This is a genomic window from Caulobacter segnis, from assembly GCF_019931575.1.
GTDB lineage: Bacteria > Pseudomonadota > Alphaproteobacteria > Caulobacterales > Caulobacteraceae > Caulobacter > Caulobacter segnis_C.
Window position 1 is genome coordinate 2,581,745 of record NZ_CP082923.1, and the last position, 16,973, is coordinate 2,598,717.

Below are 16,973 nucleotides of genomic sequence, written 5' to 3' on the forward strand. Positions count from 1 at the left end.
CCCCCGGATCAGAGCCGGCGATGCTTTTGCGCGACAACCTCGGCCGCAATGCGGCGAGCGCTGGCGTCGATCATCATCGCGTTGTCGACTGCGTCACTTTCCGCGACGGCGAGACTGCCAAGACTGTTCATACGCTCGAGGGTCCCCGCCACCGAGGCGGCAATATCGAGAAAGCCAATCCGCCGGTCAAGGAAAGCGGCCACGGCGACCTCGTTGGCGGCGTTCATGGCCGCCGGCGCGCCGCCCGCCAGGCGCAGAGCCTCGCGCGCGATGCCGATCGAGGGGAAGCGGTCCAGGTCGGGCGATTCGAAGGTCAGCTGGCCGTAGGCGGCCAAATCCAGGCGCGGCGCGGGCCACGGCAGGCGATCGGGCCAGGCGAAGGCGCAGGCGATCGGCGCGCGCATGTCCGGCGGGCCCAGTTGGGCCAAGGTCGAGCCGTCGGCGTATTCCACCAGGCTATGGATGACGGATTGGGGATGGATCACGACGTCGACGCGGTCTTCAGGGGTTCCGAACAGGTAGGAGGCTTCGATCATCTCGAGCCCCTTGTTCATCATCGTCGCGGAATCGACCGAAATCTTGGCGCCCATCGACCAGTTCGGATGGGCGATCGCCTGCTCGGGCGTGGCGACCGCCATGGCGGCTTTTTCCCAGGTGCGGAAAGGCCCGCCCGAGGCGGTGAGGATCAGCCGCGCGACCTTGTCGGCGCAGGCCGGCTGCAGCACCTGAAATATTGCGGAATGTTCGGAGTCGACCGGGATCACCGAGCCGCCGGCCGCCTTGGCGATGGCCAGCAGGGCCGGCCCGGCGCAGACCAGGCTCTCCTTGTTGGCCAGGGCAATAACCGCGCCGGTGCGGGCGGCGGCCACGGTCGGCGCCAGACCGGCCGCGCCGACGATGGCCGACATCACCCAGTCGGCGCCCATGGCGGCGGCCTCGGCGACCGCGGTCGCGCCGGCGGCCGCGCGCACGCCGGCGCCGCTAAGGCCGTCCTTCAGCCGCGCCAACTTGGTCTCGTCCTCGATCACCGCGACCTGGGGCCGCCAGCGCAAGGCCTGCTCGATCAGGCGCTCGACATTGCGCCCGGCCGTCAGGGCCAGGATCTCGACCGGGACGCCGGATTCCTCGAAGAGGCTCAAGGTCGAAAGGCCGATCGATCCGGTCGAGCCTAGCACCACCACCTTGCGGGGGAAGGTCAATGCGCCCATCCCCAGTGGTCGATCAGGCGCACGGCGGCGATGACGATCGCCGCGAACATCAGCCCGTCGACGCGGTCCAGCAGGCCGCCATGGCCCGGGATGATGTCGCCGCTGTCCTTCACGCCGAAGCGGCGCTTGAGCATCGATTCCCAGAGGTCGCCGGCCATGGTCGCCAAGCCGCCGAGGAAGCCGACCAGCGCCGCCGCCGGCCAGACCAGCTTCAGGTGGGCGAAATGGGCCACCAGCACGGCGCCGATCGTCGCCGCCACCAGCCCCCCGACGAAGCCCGACCAGGTCTTGTTCGGCGAGATCTGGGGCCACAGCTTGGGGCCCTTGAAGATGCTGCCGGCCACATAGGCGAAGATGTCGGCGAACCAGGTCACCACGAACAGCAGCAGCGTCCACCACAGGCCGTCCGACAACGAGCGGATCCAGACCAGGGCGATGACCGCCGGCGCGATATAGACGACCCCATAGGCCGCGTCGGCCCGCCGCTCGACCGCGCCGCGCGCGATCAGGCCGGCCAGGAACGCGCCGACCAGGACGACCGACCAGGCGATGAAGAAGTGGTGCAGGAAGCCGGCCAGGACCGCGATGGCGCAGAAGACCCCAACCACGGCGCCGACCGCCCGGGGAGCCTTGGGCGCGCTGATCTTGCCCCATTCACGGGCCAGCAGGGCCACGCAGACCAGCGCGAGCGCCAGAATCCAGTAGCCGCCCAGCCAGACGGCGGCCACGACCGTGGGCACGAGCACGGTGGCCGAAACCACGCGCATTCGAAGATTGCCCCAGTTGAAGCGCTTAGCCGGCGACGGCGACGTCATCGGCCGCGATCCCTCCATACCGTCGATCCCGGCGTCGATAGTCGGCGATGGCCGCCGCCAGCGCCTCGGGGCCATAGTCGGGCCAGAGCACGTCCTGGAACACGAGCTCGGCGTAGGCGCACTCCCACAGCAGGAAGTTCGAGATGCGGCGCTCGCCGCTGGTGCGCACGATTAGGTCCGGCGCCGGCGACGACGCGGTCGACAGGAACCGCTCGAACGTCGCCTCTGTCAGGTCCGAGGCCTTGGCCTCGCCCCGTTCGACCTTCTCGGCGAAGGCCCGCGCGGCGTCGGTGATGTCGGCCTGACCGCCATAGTTGAAGGCGACCTGCAGCGTGAATTCGGTATTGTTCTCGGTGCGCTTCTCGGCCCGCTCGATCACCTCGGCGATGTCGGCCGACAGCCCCGTGCGGCGGCCGATGATGCGGACGCGGACGCCCGCCTTGGCCAGGCGCTCGAGGTCCGATTCGACATAGGCCTTGAGCAGGCTCATCAGCTCGGAGACCTCGTGCGCCGGCCGGCGCCAGTTCTCGGTCGAGAAGCCGAAGACCGTCAGCACGCCGACATTCTGGCTCTGCGCGCCCTCGACGGTGCGCTTGAGGGCGTTGACCCCGGCGCGATGGCCCAGGACACGCGGCATGCCCCGCTGTTTCGCCCAGCGGCCGTTGCCATCCATGATAATGGCCACGTGCAGACGTTGATCGGATCCGCCCCCTCCGGCGCGCTCCGAAACGTTCTGCAGACCGGTGGTCGCCGGCATTCGCTTCAACCTTCCCTCGTCGTCTCCCCCACTCACTCTAGGGAGGGCGATCAGACCTGCATGATCTCTTGTTCTTTGGTTTTCAAGGCCTCGTCGATGCGCTTGATGGCCTCGTCGGTGATCTTCTGGACCTCCGTCTCCATCTTCTTGCGCTCGTCCTCGGCGATCGCGCCGTCCTTCTCGGCCTTCTTCAGGTCGTCATTGGCGTCGCGGCGGACGTTGCGGACGGCGATCTTCTGCTGCTCGGCGTACTTGCCGGCGATCTTCTGGAGATCCCTGCGACGCTCTTCCGTCAGCGGCGGGATCGGGATGCGCAGGTTCTGGCCCTCGACGACCGGGTTCAGACCCAGACCCGAGGCGCGGATGGCCTTCTCCACCGAGACGACGACGCCGCGATCCCAGACGCTGACATTGATCTGCCGAGGCTCGGGCACGCTGACCGAGGCCACCGCGTTCAGCGGCGTGGTCGAGCCGTAGGCCTCGACCATCACCTGATCCAGCAGGCTGGCCGACGCGCGGCCCGTGCGCAGGCTGCCGAACTCTTCCTTCAGAGCGGCGATAGCCTTGTCCATGCGATCGCGGTAGCGCGACAGGACGGGTTTTTCGGCGGCGGCCATGAGGGGCTCTCCTCGCTAGGTCTTGGTCTTAGGCGGTAGGGCGGTCGGCGGCGACCACAGTGAATGTCCCCTCGCCTCGCAGGACGCCCAGCAGATTGCCGCGTCCCTTGATCGAGAAGACCACGATCGGAATGTTGCTGTCGCGCATCAGCGCCACGGCCGAGGCGTCCATGACCCGCAGGTCCTTGGCCAGCACGTCCATGTAGGTCAGGCGCTCGTAGCGCCGGGCCGCCGGGTCCTTCTTGGGATCGGCCGTATAGACGCCATCGACGCTGGTGCCCTTGAACAGGGCGTCGCACTGCATCTCGGCCGCGCGCAGGGCCGCGGCGGTGTCGGTGGTGAAGAACGGGTTGCCGGTGCCCGCCGCGAAGATCACGACGCGACCCTTTTCGAGGTGACGCTGGGCGCGGCGGCGGATGTAGGGCTCGCAGACGGTGGCCATCGGAATGGCCGACTGCACGCGGGTCTGGACGCCGATGCGTTCCAGGGCGTCCTGCATGGCCAGGGCGTTCATCACGGTGGCCAGCATGCCCATGTAGTCGGCGCTGGAGCGCTCCATGCCCTTGGCCGCGCCAGCCATGCCGCGGAAGATGTTGCCGCCGCCGATCACCAGGCACAGCTCGACGCCCGACTTGACGATCTCGGCCACGTCCTCGGCCACGGCCTGCACGGTGTTGGTGTCGATGCCGTAGGGCGTGTCCCCCATCAGGACCTCGCCGGAGACCTTCAGCAGGATGCGGCGATATTTCTGGGGCGCGCTGGTATCGGACATGGGACCGCTATTCCTGAGTCGTCGGCACGCACATTACGTGCGTTCTACAGAAGTGGGATGTGTTTTGCCAACCGGCGCGCGCCTTTGAACAAGAGCTGACGCCATGGGCGCAAAAAGGGCGCGGCGCGCGTCTAGACGCGCCGCGCCCTGATTGTTTGCCGGGAGTTCGAAAACCCCCGACGGCAGGTCTTAGGCCTGGCCGGTCATCGAGGCGACTTCGGCGGCGAAGTCGTCCTGCTTCTTTTCCACGCCTTCGCCGAGGGCGAGACGGGTGAAGCCCTTCACGGTGATCGGCGCGCCCAGGGTCTTGCCGGTCTCGGCGACCAGCTGCTCGACCGTCTGGTCCGGGTTCATGACGAAGGCCTGCTTCAGCAGCACGACTTCTTCCAGGAACTTGCGGATACGACCTTCGATCATCTTTTCGACGACCGCCGGCGGCTTGCCCGACTCCAGAGCCTGTTCGGTGAACACGGCCTTTTCACGCTCGATGGCGGCCGGATCCAGATCGTCCGGCGACAGCGACAGCGGGGCGGTCGCGGCGACGTGCATGGCGATCTTGCGGCCCAGCTCGCGCAGGGCGGCCTTGTCGCCGGTCGACTCAAGGGCGACCAGCACGCCGATGCGGCCGAGGTCCGGCGCGGTGGCGTTGTGGATATACGAGGCGACGACGCCGTTCTCGACCGTGTGCTTGGCGGCGCGACGGACCATCATGTTCTCGCCGATCGTGGCGATCAGGTTGGTCAGGTGGTCCTGCACGCTCTCGCCGCCGGCCAGCTTGGCGGCGGTGATGGCCTCGACCGAACCGTCGGTGCTCAGAGCGACGCCGGCGATCTGACGAGCAGCGCCCTGGAACAGGTCGTTGCGCGACACGAAGTCGGTTTCGGCGTTCACTTCGACGGCCGTGGCGGTTTCACCCGCGCCCTGGTCGGCCGTGGCGATGGCCACCAGGCCTTCGGCGGCGGCGCGATCGGCCTTCTTGGCGGCCTTCGAGAGGCCCTTGGCGCGCAGCCAGTCGATGGACGCTTCGATGTCGCCGTTGTTTTCCGACAGCGCCTTCTTGCAGTCCATCATGCCGACGCCGGACTTCTCGCGCAGTTCCTTGACCAGCGCAGCCGTGATCTCAGCCATGGAAAATCTCCATATTCAAACGGTTAGCGACCGGGCTTGTAGCCCGCCTAATCCATAAAGAGTAGCGACCGGGCTTGTAGCCCGGTCGCGTGTCAGGGTCGCGACGGCCTCACGTCCCGGCCCAACCGGGACGGAGGCGCGTGGGAAATCAGCCTTCGGCCGATTCCGGAGCAGCTTCGACGGCGGCTTCCGGCGCGGCTTCAGCAGCAGCCTCCGGAGCGGCTTCCGGGGCTTCCGGAGCCAGAGCGCGAGCCAGGGCCGGCTCGGTCGGGTTCACGGCGGCGCCCAGGTCGACGCCAGCGCCGGCTTGACCGGCGGCCAGGCCGTCCAGGACGGCGTCGGCGATCAGGTCGCAGTACAGCTGCAGAGCGCGGGCGGCGTCGTCGTTACCCGGGATCGGGTAGGTGATGCCGTCCGGATCGCAGTTGGTGTCGAGGATGGCGACGACCGGGATGTTCAGCTTGCGGGCTTCCAGGATCGCGATCGCTTCCTTGTTGGTGTCGATCACGAACATGATGTCGGGGATGCCGCCCATGTCCTTGATGCCGCCCAGCGACAGTTCCAGCTTGTCGCGCTCGCGGGTCAGCTGCAGCAGTTCCTTCTTGGAACGGCCTTGGGCTTCGCCGGCCAGGACGCCTTCCAGCTCGCGCAGGCGAGCGATCGAGCCCGAGACGGTGCGCCAGTTGGTCAGGGTGCCGCCGAGCCAGCGGTGGTTCACGTAGTACTGGGCGCAGCGCTTGGCGGCCGTGGCGACCGGGTCGCTGGCCTGGCGCTTGGTGCCGACGAACAGCACGCGACCGCCGGCGGCGGCGACTTCACGGACCTTCACCAGGGCCTGGTGCAGCAGCGGGATCGTCTGCGACAGGTCGATGATGTGGATGTTCGAGCGCGAACCGAAGATGTAGCGGTCCATCTTCGGGTTCCAGCGGTGCGTCTGGTGGCCGAAGTGGGCGCCGGCTTCCAGGAGCTGACGCATGGAGAATTCGGGAAGAGCCATCGGGCCTTTATCCTTTTTCCGGTTGAACCTCCGCGGACACCCCCGTTCCAGACCATTCTGGAGCGGGACCGGAACGGCGGCGTCGGGATGTCTCCCCGGCGCAACCGAACGTCCACGTGTGGAATGGCCGCGCAGATAGTCCCTTGTCGGCAAAAATGCAAGCCCTGAAGGGGCCTTGCGCCGCCACGAAAACGATCGATGAGGCGTTCAAGAGGGCATGGCGTCATTTCGATGAGGCCGTCCACGGGCGCGCGAGTTCTCCACCGAAGATCGGAGAGGCTTTCGCGAGACCGACACACGGACGTGCCTCAATCGTGTGGCCCCGACGGGCTCGGCGCATGGAGGACGGTGTCATGCTGGCGGTCTTCGACCTGGACGGAACCCTGCTGGATGGCGATTCCACGGCCCTGTGGCTATGGGATCGCGTGCGTCGCTCGCCGCTCCGCGCCCTGGCGACGCTGGCGATTCTCCCGCTCGCGGGCCCGATGGTCGCCCTGCCCCGCACCCGTCGCGCCGGGGCCTCCATCCTGCTGTGGATCGCCACGGCGGGCCTCTCTGAGCGGGCCTTGCGCGAATCCTGCGCCCGCTTCGGCGCGGCCTTCCACGCGGGCGGCGGCGCCCTGGCCTGGCGGCCCGAGGGCCTGGCGACCTTGAACGCGCACCTGACGCGCGGCGACCGCGTGATCGTGGTCACCGCAGCGCCCGCCATGCTGGCCCAGGCCCTGATTGGCCCGCTGAACCGTCCGATCGAGGTGCTGGGCACCTCGCTGAAGCGCCGGGGCGGCGGCTGGGTCGCCGACGTCCACTGCCGCAACCAGCGCAAGTGCCAGGCCCTGGCGGAGGCCGGTCACGGCGCCCATTGGACCTACGCTTATACCGACAGCCTCGACGACCTGCCGCTCCTGCGCGGCGCCGAGCGGCCCGTGATCGTCAAGGGCGGCAAGGCGGCCGAGCGACGACTGTTCAAGGCGGGACTGGCGAACGGCCGGGCGGCGGCCTGGTAACTGGAGGTCCTCGGAGATCCTCCGGGCGCGACCTTCGGCGCGACGGCGCCGAGTCGGGTTCCGCCCCATCGCGGCGGGGCGCCCGAACCCGAGACGCCCAAGACCTCGACCGCACCATCGATAAGCGGGGATAATATCGGCGCCCCATGTTTGAACGTGTTCCGACGGCTCGGTCTCCACCTGCTCGGCGTCAACGCCGCGCGATCGCCAACGATCGGCGTGCGCCGGAGAGCGCTCTTCTGAAACTGGCCGCCCTAGGGGGAACTTTCGGCGCCCTCGCGGCTCAACGGCTCCTGCGGCACAAGACCCGCAAGGAGCCTTCCGCACCCAGCTCTGGCTGATCGCCGTCATACAACTGAGTCTGCTTGTCGGGGCGGCCGTCTGGAGGCGCGGCTAGAGACGAGCGGATCATCCTCGCCCGGCCCCTTGGCGGACGTTCAGCTCAATTGCTCCGGCCTACCGGCGGAACGGGCGATATCGGCAACGTGATGCCGACCTGTCCAGCGCACCATCTTAGCGCGCGATAGCGCGCGGCGCTAAGGCCCGTAGCGCCTTTCGTTCGCAGCCGGCAGACGACCTCCGGTCCCTTCGCCGCGCGTGAATAATATACAGCGATGCTTCTGCCGCCGCCTTCGGTGATGGCCTTGTAGCCCAGCGGTTCCGGCCTCGTGTTCTCCATGATCGGGCCGTCATTCCAGGCCTTAAGATGTTCAGCCCTTACGACTTGCTCGGCGAAGACGTCCGCGCTGACCGCCTTGGGAAGGCTGATCACCTGCGCGTCGATTCCTTCGCCCTGGAGGTCCGCGCCTCCAGGGTCGCCAGCACGGTGAACCCTGCATCCTGCGCCATGAGCAAGATCGCCAGGCTTCGAGCGAGCATCATCATATCGCGAGCCTCTGGAGAGGATTGAAAAGATGGCTATCGGCCCTGCGCGCTCAGCGCATTGGAAACCACACTCAGCCTGAGCATTGAAGCCTTCGGACGGCCAGCGGGGCGCGTGTGAAAGCCACCATCTCGACGGTGACCCGGCGACCAGAACGTCTTCCGGCGAAGCGGTCCGCTTCCCGGATTGGACGTCGCCATCGCTCGGGCGCCGCTCGGACGATCGCCGTCAGAACGACCGCCCGTCTACCTGCTGAGGCCTCAACGAGAAGACGTCGACGTCGTCCAGGCAGCGGACGTTCACCGCCACTATCTGTAGGCCATTCGGCGCGGTCCCCCGGCCGAACGACTGGATGCCGCAGGTCTCGCAGAACAGGTGCGAGATCTTGTGGGTGTTGAACTGGTATTCGGTCAGGGCGTCCTCGCCGCTCCGCAGGTCGAAGGCGTCGGCGCCCGCGAAGGCCAGGATCGATCCCAGCTTGCCGCAGCGCGAGCAGTTGCAGCTGATCAAGTCGTCCAGCCCGACCTCGACCGTGAAACGGACTCGCCCGCACTGGCATCCGCCTTCATGACTGGCCATCACGCCTCTCCCTGCCCAGGCCCGTTCGTGGGCTCTCCAGATCCATGGTCCCGCCAGCAGCGCGCTCGATCAACCGCCACGCGCCGCGGATCAGGAATATATTCCTACACATCCTCCAGCAGCGCCACGCCCGGCGCGGTCTTGAGCGCCCCGCGCAGGGCCGCGTCCAGCGTGTAGCGCCCCGGCAGGCGCAGCTCGATCTCGCGGCCGCCGCCGATCGCGGCGACGAAGGTCACCTCGCCGCCCTTCTGGCCCTGGGCCGGTTCGAGGCGGCGCTTGAGCGCCTCGATCTCGGTCGCCGATGGCGACAGGTGGACGCGCAGGCCGGCCACGACGTTCTCGATAGCCTTCTCGATCGGCTCGGCGTCGTCGCCGAAGAAGCGAACCTCGCCATCGCGAGCCTTGGCGCGGACCTTGATGACCACGGCCTTGCCCGGCTCCAGCACATCGCGACACTTGCGCAGGCTTTCCGGCGGGAACAGCACCTCGTACTCGCCGGACGGATCCGACAGCGAGACGAAGGCGAACTTCTCGCCGCTCTGCGAGGCGCGTTCCTGGCGGCGACGGACGACGCCGCACATGCGAAGCGCCTCCATGCCGGCCTCGGCCTGCCCCATGGCCTCGGTCACCAGCGCCACGCGCTTGCGGCGCAGCATGCCGACCAAATCCTCCAGCGGGTGACCGGTCAGGTAGAAGCCGACGGCCGACAGCTCCTCGTCCAGCAGGTCGACCTGGTTCCAGTTCTCGGTCTTGGCCAGGCGCGGGCGGCCAGCGCCCGGATCCGAACCGAACAGGCCGCCCTGCCCGCCCTGACGGTCGGCGTGGCAGCTCTGGGCGTGGGCGATCAGCACGTCGGCCGACGCCACGATCTGGGCGCGGTTCTTGTGGATCTGGTCGAAGGCCCCGGCCCGGGCCAGGTTCTCGATGGCGCGCTTGTTGACCTGCTTGGGATCGATCCGCTCGACGAAGTCGAAGATGTCGCGGAACGGCCCGCCTTCCTCGCGGATCGCCACCAGGTGCTTCATGGCCTCGAGGCCGACGTTACGGATGGCGCCCAGCGCGTAAAGCACCTCGCCGTTCTCGACCTCGAAGTCGGCGCCCGAGACGTTGACGTCCGGCGCCCGCACCGTGATCTCGAACTTGCGGGCGTCCTGGTGGAAGACGGCCAACTTGTCGGTGTTCGACAGATCCAGGCTCATCGAGGCGGCGAAGAACTCGACCGGCGTGTTCGCCTTCAACCAGGCCGTCTGGTACGAGATGAAGGCGTAGGCGGCGGCGTGCGACTTGTTGAAACCGTAGCCGGCGAACTTCGCCACCAGTTCGAAGATCGAGCCCGACTGGTCCTCGGGGACGTTCTTTTCCTTGGCGCCGGAGACGAAACGGATCTTCTGGAGATCCATCTCCTCCTTCTTCTTCTTACCCATGGCGCGGCGCAGAAGGTCGGCCTCGCCCAGGCTGTAGCCCGCCAGGATCTGGGCGATCTGCATCACCTGTTCCTGGTAGACGATGACGCCGTAGGTCTCTTTCAGCACCGTCTCCAGCGACGGATGCAGGGTGTCGACGGGCTTGCGGCCGAACTTGCAGTCCACGAACGTGTCGATGTTGTCCATCGGGCCCGGGCGATAGAGCGAGATCAGCGCGGTGATCTCCTCGATCGAGCCGCAGCGCATCTTGCGCAGCGTGTCGCGCATGCCCTGGCTTTCGAGCTGGAACACCCCGACCGTCTGGCCCGACGCCAGCAGTTCGTAGGTCGCGGTGTCGTCGAACGGCAGCTTGCCCAGATCGATTTCGAAGCCGCGCTTCTTCAGGTGTTTCACCGCGCGATCCAGCACGGTCAGCGTCTTCAGGCCCAGGAAGTCGAACTTCACGAGGCCGGCGCTCTCGACCCACTTCATGTTGAACTGGGTGGCCGGCAGGTCCGAGCGCGGATCCTTGTAGAGCGGCGTCAGCTGGGTTAGCGGCCTATCGCCGATCACCACGCCGGCGGCGTGGGTCGAGGCGTTGCGGAACAGGCCTTCCAGTTGCAGCGCCACGTCCAGACAGGCCGAGACGTTGGCGTCTTCCTTCTTGGCCTGCTTGAGGCGCGGCTCCAGGTCGATGGCCTGGGCCAGGGTCACCGGCGCGGCCGGGTTGTTGGGAACCATCTTGCAGAGACGGTCCACGAGGCCCAGCGGCAGCTGCATCACGCGGCCGACGTCGCGCAGCACGGCGCGGGCCTGCAAGCTGCCGAAGGTGATGATCTGGGCCACGCGGTCGCGGCCGTACTTCTCCTGCACGTAGGAGATCACCTCTTCGCGTCGCTCTTGGCAGAAGTCGACGTCGAAGTCGGGCATCGAGACCCGCTCGGGATTGAGGAAACGCTCGAACAGCAGGCCAAAGCGCAGCGGGTCGAGGTCGGTGATGGTCAGCACCCAGGCGACCAGCGAGCCGGCGCCCGAACCCCGCCCCGGACCGACCGGGATCCCATGCGCCTTACCCCACTTGATGAAGTCCGACACGATCAGGAAGTAGCCCGGGAACCCCATCTTCTCGATGATGTCCAACTCGAACTCGAGCCGATCCCAATAGTCCTGCTCCGGGGCCGACAAGGTCAGGCCCTCGAAGCGCATCTTCAGCCCCTCGCGCGCCTGGTGACGCAGTTCCTCGGCCTCGTTGCGGCCGTCTCCGGTCGGGAAGCTGGGCAGGATGGGCGCGCGCTTGTGGACCATGAAGGCGCAGCGGCGGGCGATGTCGAGGGTGTTGTCGCAGGCTTCCGGCAAGTCCGAGAACAGCTTGCGCATGACGTCGGCCGGCTTGAACCAGTGCTCGGGCGTGACGCGCCGGCGCTCGTCCTGGCCGACGAACGAGCCATCGGAAATGCAGAGCAGCGCGTCGTGCGCGTCGTAGAAGTTCTCCTTGGCGAAATAGACGTCGTTGGTGGCGACCAGCGGCACGTCGTTGTCGTAGGCCCAGTTGACCAGGCCCGGCTCGGCCGCCGCCTGCTTGGGCAGCCCATGGCGCTGTAGCTCGACATAGAACCGGTCGCCGAACACCCGGTGCATTTCGGCCAGGGCGGTCGAAGCTTCGGTCGTCTTGCCGGCGGCGTAGAGGGCGTCGACCGGGCCGTCGGTCCCACCCGACAGCAGGATCAAACCCTCGCTGTACTCGACGACCTTAGCCCAGGGCACGATCGGCTCGGGCAGCTCGGCGCTGTCGAGATAGGCGATCGACGAGAGTTCGGAGAGATTGAGATAGCCCTGCTCGTTCTGGGCCAGCAGCATGACCGTCGGGGCGCGGGCCCAGCGCTCGGTCGGGCCGCCGCCGATGCCGGTGACGGGAATGGCGCAGCCGATGATCGGCTGGACCCCCGCGTCCTTGGCGTAGGACGAGTATTCCAGGGCCCCGAAGAGGTTGGCGCGGTCAGCGATGCCGGCGGCGGGCATGCCGGCCCCAGCGGCCAGCTTGCCGATCTGGTCGGCCTTGATGGCCCCTTCCAGCAGCGAATAGGCCGAGCGGACCCGCAGGTGGACGAATCCTTGTCCTTCCCCGTCCGCCATGACCGACCTCCGCTACACGACAGCCGCCTGAACGACTCAGGCCACCAACTGGGCGACCGTGCACATCATCCAGACGAAGCTGGCGACGGACACAAGGGCCAAAGACTCACGCGCGATACGGATCATCGGAACCTCCACAGATTTCTTGTTTTGTTCCATATTCCGGTTTTGTTCTGTTCACAAGATGTTCCGCGACGCTCCACCGCATTTTCTTCGAAACAGTCACTGGGTAGGCCGCGCGGCGCACCGAAACTCCTATGGCCAAGCCGGACGGATCAGGGCAGATCGAAGCCATGCGCCTGATCATCGACACCGACACCGCCGGCGACGACGTCTTCTCGCTGATGCTGGCCTTCACCCGCCCCGGCGTGAGCGTGGAGGCGATCACCATCGCCCATGGCAATGTCGGCTTCGTGCAGCACGCCGAGAACGCCCTGGTGACGCTGGAGCGATGTGGCAGGGCCGGCGAGGTCCCGGTCTATCTCGGCGCCCAGGCCCCGTTCACTCGCGCGCCGCTGGACGCGGCCTATGTCTTCGGTCGCGACGGCATGAGCGACAGCGGCTTCCCCAAGACCGCCCAGCGCCCCGCCGAGGGCCACGCGGTCGACGAACTGGTCCGCCGGATCATGGCCGCGCCCGGCGAGATCACCCTGATCGCCCAGGCGCCGCTGACCAATATCGCCCTGGCCTATCTCCGCGAGCCGCGCATCGCCAAGGCCCTTAAAGCTCTATGGATCATGGGCGGCACCGACAACGGCGTCGGCAATGTCACCCCGGCGGCCGAGTATAATTTCTATGTCGATCCCGAGGCCGCCAAGATCGTCGTCAACGCCGGATTCAATCTGACGATCGCCACCTGGACCCTGACGCTGAAGGACGGCCTGTGGAGCAGCGCCCAGCTGGCCGAACTGGGGGCGCTGGGCACCGACAAGGCCCGGTTCTTCACCGACGTGAACCGGGCCTCCCTGGCATTCGCCCGCGAGACCGAGGGCCTGGACGGCAGCCTGCACCCCGACGCCCTCACCTGCGCCATCGCCCTGGACGAAAAGCTGATCCTGGAGGCGGAGAACTGCGTGGTCGACGTCGAGACCATGGGTGAACTGACGCGCGGCTACCTCTCGGTCTCGCACGCGATCCTGCCGGACATCGAGATCGCCGACCCCGCCCTCAAGCGCCGGCCGCCCAACGCCCGCGTCATCAAGGCCATCGACCAGGCGAGGTTCTTCGCGGCGATGAAGCGCGCCCTGCTCTGATCCTGTCCGATCAGAAGGTCCGGGCTTCCAGATGTCCGTCCTTCAGGGCCAGGACGCGGTCCATGTAGCGGGCCAGCTCCATGTTGTGCGTGGCGATCAGGGCCGCGACGCCTTGCTCGCGGCAGATCTGATACAGCGCCTGGAACACCGCCGAGGAGGTCGCCGGATCGAGGTTGCCGGTCGGCTCGTCGGCCAGCAGCAGCCTGGGACAGTTGGCCAGGGCGCGGGCGATGGCGACGCGCTGCTGTTCGCCGCCGGACATCTGGGCCGGCTGGTGGGTCAGGCGATGGCCCAGGCCCAGGCCTTCCAGCAGCTCCTGGGCGCGCGCATCGGCCTCCTTGCGGCTCTTGCCGGCGATGGTCAGCGGCATGGCCACGTTTTCCAGCGCGGTGAACTCGGGCAGCAGATGGTGGAACTGGTAGACGAAGCCGACCGTGCCCAGACGGATGCGGGTGCGCACCCGCTCGGACAGCTTGGAGCAGTCGCGGCCTTCCAGCGACACCAGGCCGCCGTCGGGACGCTCGAGCAGGCCGGCCGAATGCAGCAGCGAGGACTTGCCCGAACCCGAGGGGCCGATCAGGCCCACCACCTCGCCGGGATAGACGTCGATATCGACGCCGCGCAGCACCGGCAGGTCGCCGGCCTCGGTCTTATAGACGCGCTCGACGCCGCGCAGGGCCAGGACGGGCTCACTCATAGCGGAGCGCCTCCACCGGATCGAGGCGCGAGGCGCGCCAGGCGGGCGGCAGGGTCGCCACGATGCTCATCAGGGCCGAGGCGGCCACGATCCCGCCGACCTCGGTCCAATCGATCTTCGCGGGGATGTGCGAGAGCATGTAGACGTCGGCGCTGAATACGGCCGTGCCGGTGACCCATTCCACGAAGTTCTGGATCGGGGTGATATAGGCGCTGAACAGCACGCCCAGGGCCAGGCCGCACAGCGTGCCGGCCACGCCGATCGAGGCGCCGGCCATGACGAAGATCCGCAGGATAGCGCCCTGCCCCGCGCCCATGGTGCGGAGGATGGCGATGTCCTTGCCCTTGTTCTTCACCAGCATGACCAGGCTGGAGATGATGTTCAGGGTGGCGATGGCCACGATGCAGAACAGGATCAGCCGCATCACCTTCCGCTCGACCTGGAGGGCGGTGAAGTAGCTGTGGTTCTTGTCCTGCCAGTCGCTGACCAGGGCGCCAGGACCGCTGGCCACCTCGACGGCGTGCTTGAGATCCTTGGCCTTGTCCGGGTCCTCGACCTTGATCTCGACATAGTCGACCGAGGTGTCGCGGCCGAAGAACAGCTGGGCCTGTTCCAGCGGCATGTAGACGAAGGCCTCGTCGAATTGGCTCATGCCGACGCTGAAGACGCCGCCGACGATGTAGTTCTTCTCGCGCGTCGAGGTCCCGAACGCCGTGGCCGGGCCCGACGGCGAGATCAGGGTGATGGGGTCGCCGACCCGAACGCCGAGGCTCTGGGCCATGCGGTCGCCGATCAGCACGACGTCGCCGCCGTATTCCCCCTCGCCGAAGCCGGCGAGCGAACCTTGCTTGATGTTGCCGGCGATCAGCGACATGTGCCGCAGGTCGGAAGTGGTCACCCCCCGCACGATGGCGCCGGTCACCTGGGTCGGGCCGATGACCATGGCCTGAGCCTCGACCATCGGCGCGGCCTGGATGACGCCCGGCGCGGCCTTGATACGCCGGATGATCGCATCACGGTCCGGACCATTTATGAGCGGCGACTGGGCGTAGAGATGGCCGTTGAAGCCGAGGATCCGGCCTAGCAGCTCCGCCCGGAAGCCGTTCATCACACTCATCACGGTGATCAGGGCGAAAACCGCCAAGGTCACCGCGCAGAACGAGATCACCGCGATGAGCGCCACGCCGCCGTTCTTGCGCTTGGCGAACAGGTACCGGCGAGCGACCGAGCGCTCCCAGCGACTGAAGGGACCGGCGGCGCGGGCGTCTGGCATCAGTTGCCTTTGGTGAGATTGGCGATGACGGCGTCCAGCGAGGCGGTATAGCGCTCGCCGGTCTTGCGGTTCTTGACCTCGACCACACCCTCGGCGACGCCCTTGGGACCGACGATCAGCTGCCAGGGCAGGCCGATCAGGTCCATGGTGGCGAACTTTGCGCCGCCGCGGGCATCGGTGTCGTCGTACAGCACGTCCTTGCCGGCGGCGCTCAGCGCGGCATAGGCCTTGTCGCAGACCTCGTCGCAGGCGGCGTCGCCCTGGCGCATGTTGACGATGCCAACGTCGAACGGCGCGACGCCTTCCGGCCAGATGATCCCGGCCTCGTCGTGGCTGGCCTCGATGATCGCGCCCAGCAGGCGCGAGACGCCAACGCCGTAGCTGCCCATCTGGACCGGAACATCCTTGCCGTCGGGACCCATGACCAGGGCCTTCATGGGCTCGGAATACTTCGTGCCGAACGAGAAGATGTGGCCGACCTCGATGCCGCGCGCCGACAGGCGGTCGCCTTCCGGTACGGCGGCGAAGGCCGCCTCGTCGTGCATTTCCTCGGTTGCGGCGTAGAGCGCCGTGCGCTGGTTCACCAGCGGCTGCAGGTCGCCGTACCAGTCGACGTCCGGGCCGGGGGCCGGCATCTCGACCAGGTCCTTGTGGCAGAAGACGGCGCTCTCGCCGGTATCGGCCAGGACGATGAATTCGTGGCTGAGATCGCCGCCGATCGGGCCGGTGTCGGCGCGCATCGGCACGGCCTTCAGACCCATCCGCGAGAACAGGTTCAGGTAGGCCACGAACATGCGGTTGTACGACTTGCGCGCGCCGTCGGCGTCGAGGTCGAAGCTGTAGGCGTCCTTCATCAGGAACTCACGGCCGCGCATCACGCCGAAGCGCGGGCGGCGCTCGTCCCGGAACTTCCACTGCACATGGTACAGGTTCTTCGGAACGTCCTTGTAGCTCTTCACATAGGCCCGGAAGATCTCGGTGATCATTTCCTCGTTGGTGGGCCCGTACAGCAGCTCGCGCTCGTGACGGTCGGTGATGCGCAGCATCTCCGGGCCATAGGCGTCGTAGCGTCCAGATTCACGCCAGAGGTCGGCCAGCTGCAGGGTCGGCATCAGCAGCTCGATGGCGCCGGCCCGATCCATTTCCTCGCGGACGATCTGCTCGATCTTCTTCAGCACGCGGAAACCCAGTGGCAGCCAGGCATAGATGCCCGCGGCTTCCTGGCGGATCATGCCGGCGCGGAGCATAAGCTGGTGCGAAACGATCTGGGCGTCGGACGGTGCTTCCTTCAGCACCGGCAGGAAATAGCGCGACAAGCGCATGCGCGTGGAAACTCCGGGAATTCGAGAAGGGCCTGAGATAGCCCCTCCCCCGACAGCTTGGCAACGCGATAGAGCCTGCCCGGTTCAGATCTTTCGATCTAAACCGGATCAGCGGGCTCGTTCCCCCAAGAG

The 16,973-nt window shown here is 67.2% G+C and carries 16 protein-coding genes; 3 read left to right on the top strand and 13 right to left on the bottom strand.

The features are described 5' to 3' along the window. Positions 1-8 precede the first annotated feature (8 nt). The 7 genes from dxr to rpsB form a co-directional block, all read right to left on the bottom strand. Positions 9-1,208 carry a 1-deoxy-D-xylulose-5-phosphate reductoisomerase gene (gene dxr / locus K8940_RS11845; protein WP_223395726.1) on the bottom strand — a complete coding sequence of 400 codons (1,200 nt, stop codon included), beginning with the start codon at positions 1,206-1,208 and terminating at the stop codon, positions 9-11. Next, a complete protein-coding gene (locus tag K8940_RS11850; protein WP_223395728.1) occupies positions 1,196-2,041 on the bottom strand; it encodes a phosphatidate cytidylyltransferase in 846 nt (281 codons plus the stop codon). Before K8940_RS11850 ends, dxr begins: the two co-directional genes overlap by 13 nt. Further along, complete coding sequence (gene uppS / locus K8940_RS11855; protein WP_223395730.1) at positions 2,001-2,780, bottom strand: polyprenyl diphosphate synthase; 780 nt, start codon at positions 2,778-2,780, stop codon at positions 2,001-2,003. Before uppS ends, K8940_RS11850 begins: the two co-directional genes overlap by 41 nt. Positions 2,781-2,830: 50 nt before the next feature. After that, the gene (gene frr, locus K8940_RS11860; protein WP_223395731.1) at positions 2,831-3,397 is read right to left on the bottom strand and encodes a ribosome recycling factor; all 567 of its coding nucleotides are present in this window, start codon (positions 3,395-3,397) and stop codon (positions 2,831-2,833) included. Positions 3,398-3,425: 28 nt separating this feature from the next. Next, positions 3,426-4,169 carry a UMP kinase gene (pyrH, locus tag K8940_RS11865; RefSeq protein WP_223395732.1) on the bottom strand — a complete coding sequence of 248 codons (744 nt, stop codon included), beginning with the start codon at positions 4,167-4,169 and terminating at the stop codon, positions 3,426-3,428. A 189-nt stretch (positions 4,170-4,358) separates the two neighbouring features. Then, entirely contained in the window at positions 4,359-5,297 is a 939-nt protein-coding gene (tsf, locus tag K8940_RS11870; protein WP_223395733.1) for a translation elongation factor Ts, read from the bottom strand. 148 nt (positions 5,298-5,445) lie between these two features. Further along, positions 5,446-6,294, bottom strand: a complete 849-nt coding sequence (gene rpsB / locus K8940_RS11875; protein ID WP_223390181.1) for a 30S ribosomal protein S2 — start codon at positions 6,292-6,294, stop codon at positions 5,446-5,448. Positions 6,295-6,647: 353 nt separating this feature from the next. Here rpsB and K8940_RS11880 point away from each other — a divergent pair, with 353 nt between their 5' ends. Both K8940_RS11880 and K8940_RS11885 read left to right on the top strand, forming a co-directional pair. Continuing rightward, positions 6,648-7,298, top strand: coding sequence for a haloacid dehalogenase-like hydrolase (locus K8940_RS11880; protein WP_223390182.1), 651 nt, complete (start codon positions 6,648-6,650; stop codon positions 7,296-7,298). A 146-nt stretch (positions 7,299-7,444) separates the two neighbouring features. Continuing rightward, positions 7,445-7,639, top strand: a complete 195-nt coding sequence (locus tag K8940_RS11885) for a DUF1294 domain-containing protein (RefSeq protein WP_223390183.1) — start codon at positions 7,445-7,447, stop codon at positions 7,637-7,639. Between the two features lie 770 nt (positions 7,640-8,409). Here the strand turns inward: K8940_RS11885 and K8940_RS11890 are convergent. From K8940_RS11890 to sidA, 3 genes are all read right to left on the bottom strand, one after another. Then, positions 8,410-8,760, bottom strand: a complete 351-nt coding sequence (locus K8940_RS11890; protein ID WP_223390184.1) for a GFA family protein — start codon at positions 8,758-8,760, stop codon at positions 8,410-8,412. A gap of 104 nt (positions 8,761-8,864) precedes the next feature. Beyond that, positions 8,865-12,296, bottom strand: a complete 3,432-nt coding sequence (gene dnaE / locus K8940_RS11895) for a DNA polymerase III subunit alpha (RefSeq protein ID WP_223390185.1) — start codon at positions 12,294-12,296, stop codon at positions 8,865-8,867. 36 nt (positions 12,297-12,332) lie between these two features. Continuing rightward, positions 12,333-12,422, bottom strand: coding sequence for a cell division inhibitor SidA (sidA, locus tag K8940_RS11900; protein ID WP_156136740.1), 90 nt, complete (start codon positions 12,420-12,422; stop codon positions 12,333-12,335). A 167-nt stretch (positions 12,423-12,589) separates the two neighbouring features. Here sidA and K8940_RS11905 point away from each other — a divergent pair, with 167 nt between their 5' ends. Beyond that, positions 12,590-13,549 (top strand): nucleoside hydrolase, encoded by a 960-nt coding sequence (locus K8940_RS11905; RefSeq protein WP_223395837.1) that lies wholly within the window; start codon positions 12,590-12,592, stop codon positions 13,547-13,549. Between the two features lie 10 nt (positions 13,550-13,559). Here K8940_RS11905 and K8940_RS11910 read toward each other — a convergent pair whose 3' ends face one another. Genes K8940_RS11910 through proS form a run of 3 tightly spaced genes read right to left on the bottom strand, consistent with a single transcriptional unit; the run spans position 13,560 to position 16,841 of the window. Continuing rightward, a complete protein-coding gene (locus K8940_RS11910; RefSeq protein ID WP_223390186.1) occupies positions 13,560-14,246 on the bottom strand; it encodes an ABC transporter ATP-binding protein in 687 nt (228 codons plus the stop codon). Further along, complete coding sequence (locus tag K8940_RS11915; protein ID WP_223390187.1) at positions 14,239-15,519, bottom strand: lipoprotein-releasing ABC transporter permease subunit; 1,281 nt, start codon at positions 15,517-15,519, stop codon at positions 14,239-14,241. Before K8940_RS11915 ends, K8940_RS11910 begins: the two co-directional genes overlap by 8 nt. Next, complete coding sequence (gene proS / locus K8940_RS11920; protein WP_223390188.1) at positions 15,519-16,841, bottom strand: proline--tRNA ligase; 1,323 nt, start codon at positions 16,839-16,841, stop codon at positions 15,519-15,521. The genes K8940_RS11915 and proS overlap by 1 nt, the downstream gene beginning before the upstream one ends. Positions 16,842-16,973 lie beyond the last annotated feature (132 nt).